The 2,141-nt window shown below is 64.2% G+C and carries 2 protein-coding genes; one reads left to right on the forward strand and one right to left on the reverse strand.

The genetic code is table 11. The annotated features are described in order from the left end of the window. Positions 1-1,103: Mur ligase family protein (locus JOY90_RS35500; protein ID WP_291695747.1), on the forward strand; the 1,103-nt coding region annotated here is incomplete at its 5' end. A 133-nt stretch (positions 1,104-1,236) separates the two neighbouring features. On the opposite strand, the gene JOY90_RS35505 is transcribed toward JOY90_RS35500, so the two are convergent. Then, the gene (locus JOY90_RS35505; RefSeq protein WP_291695748.1) at positions 1,237-2,049 is read right to left on the reverse strand and encodes an outer membrane beta-barrel protein; all 813 of its coding nucleotides are present in this window, start codon (positions 2,047-2,049) and stop codon (positions 1,237-1,239) included. Between the last annotated feature and the right edge of the window lie 92 nt (positions 2,050-2,141).

Below are 2,141 nucleotides of genomic sequence, written 5' to 3' on the forward strand. Positions count from 1 at the left end.
CGCCACACCTCGTGCGCTTTAACGAACGGATAAGGCTCGGCCGCAAGGGCATACCCGGTGAGCTGGTGAGCGAGGAAGAGCTGGTCGAGGCGCTCGAGCGCTGCGAGCGCGTCAACGCGGGCGGCGAGATCAGCTTTTTCGAGATCACGATGGCCGCGACCTTTCTGCTCTTCGCGCGCCATCCGGCCGACGCCACCTTGCTCGAGGTTGGCGTCGGCGGACGCGGCGACGCCACCAATGTCGTACGCTCGCCGATCGCAACGGTGATTACCTCCATCGGCCTCGATCATCAGGAATGGTTGGGTTCGACACTCGAGGAGATCGCTCGCGAAAAAGCGGGCATCTTCAAGCGCGGCGCGCCCGCAATCGTGGCGCCGCAGGATTATCCGGAAGCCGAGATGGTGCTGAGGCGCGAGGCGGCGAGGAGCGCCTCGAAGCTGGTACTCGGCCGCGAGGACTTCCACATCCGCGAGGAGAACGGCCGGCTCGTGTTCGAGGATGAAGCGGGTCTACTCGATCTGCCTCTTCCACGCCTGCCAGGCCGCCATCAGCACGTCAACGCGGCGACTGCGATAGCGACCTTGCGCACCGCGAACCTCGCGCCGCTCACTGCCGCAAATTTCGAGCGCGGCCTCCTCTCGGCGGAGTGGCCGGCAAGGCTTCAGCGCCTGACGCGCGGCAAGCTTCTGACGCTCATTCCTCAAGGCGCGGAGCTCTGGCTTGATGGCGGTCACAACCCCGATGGCGGCCGCGTGCTCGCCGCCGCCATGGGAGACCTCGAGCAACATTCCCCGCGACCTTTGGTGATGGTCGCCGCGATGCTGTCGACCAAGGACACCGCGGGCTTCCTGCGACCGTTTCAGGGACTCGTATCAGAGCTCCTCGCCGTGCCAATGGCCGGGAGCGCGGCCGGCCGTCCACCGCTCGAAGTCGTCGAGTTCGCGCGCGAGGCGGGGTTGAAGGCCGATGAAGCGGCGAGCATCGAGACCGCGCTCGAACGCATCGCCGCACGCGTTTGGGACGTTCCACCCCGCATCCTGCTCGCAGGCTCGCTATATTTTTCGGGCGAGGTCCTGGCGGCGAATGGCACGCCGCCACAGTGACCGCGGGTTGTCAGCGGCGCGGCAGGTCTAAGCAGAGCGCTCGCGCTAATAGAGTCGAGCTTGCCAACTCTTCCTAAAAGAAAGACCGGCGGGCTTTTGGCCCGCCGGTCACTCAGTCTCGTTGGTGCATAGCTTACCAGAACTTGTAGTTCACGCCGGCGCGAACGATGTTGCCGGTATTGTCCTTGTTGCTGCTGGCAATGCTAAACGGCGTAAGGGTCGTCACGTTGTTGTGGCCGAGATTGTAGTAAAGATACTCGGCCTTCACGGTCCAGTTCTGCCACACCGCGTATTCGATACCGCCACCCAGAGTCCATCCCGCGCGCGTGCGCGAGCCGGTGCTGGCGAGCTGCGTCGTCGTGGTGGTTGCCGCGATCGTGTTCGTGAACGGGTTCACCGCGCCGGCGTTGGTGACGGCGAAGGCGGCGCTGTTGCGATTGCCGCCGATGTCGCCATAGGCGAGACCGCCCGTGCCGTAGAAGAGGACACGGTCGAAGCCGTAGCCGAGGCGCGCGCGCACCGTGCCGAGATAGTTGCCGCTGCTCGAGCCCTGGAAGAACGTCGTGCCGGGCGTCGTCGCAAAGGTGAACGGCTGATTGTTCCGAGTCCGCAGATCAGCGAATTGGATGTCGGTTTCCGCGCCGACCACCACACCCTGTCCCGCGCCGAACTGATAATTGTAACCCGCCTGGCCACCGCCGACGAAACCAGCCTGGTTGCTGTTCGACCTGGCAAAGCCGGAGATGGGAATGGCGCCAGCAGGCAAATTGCTGTTGTTGTTTGCCCAACCCACCCCGGCATTCAAGCCGACGTAGAAGCCGGTCCAAGTGAAGGCGGGAATATAGGCCGGAGCGATGGGCACGCCCTTGCGCGTCGGCAAATCCGCCGCCGAAGCAGCGATCCCGGATATGGCCAAAGCCGTCGTGGCCAAAAGAAACTTCCTCATCTAACTCTCCTCGTCATCGCTACGCTCCGGTCGCTTCGAACGCGCGAGCCGGAGAATTGGTTCGGCCCGATGGTGCTAATTCCGACCGACCC

It is taken from the genome of Bradyrhizobium sp., from assembly GCF_019242285.1.
Classification (GTDB): Bacteria; Pseudomonadota; Alphaproteobacteria; order Rhizobiales; family Xanthobacteraceae; genus Bradyrhizobium.

Excerpts from the sequence above, each read along its gene's own strand:
- JOY90_RS35505 (WP_291695748.1), bottom strand. The coding sequence starts at position 2,049 with ATGAGGAAGTTTCTTTTGGCCACGACGGCTTTGGCCATATCCGGGATC.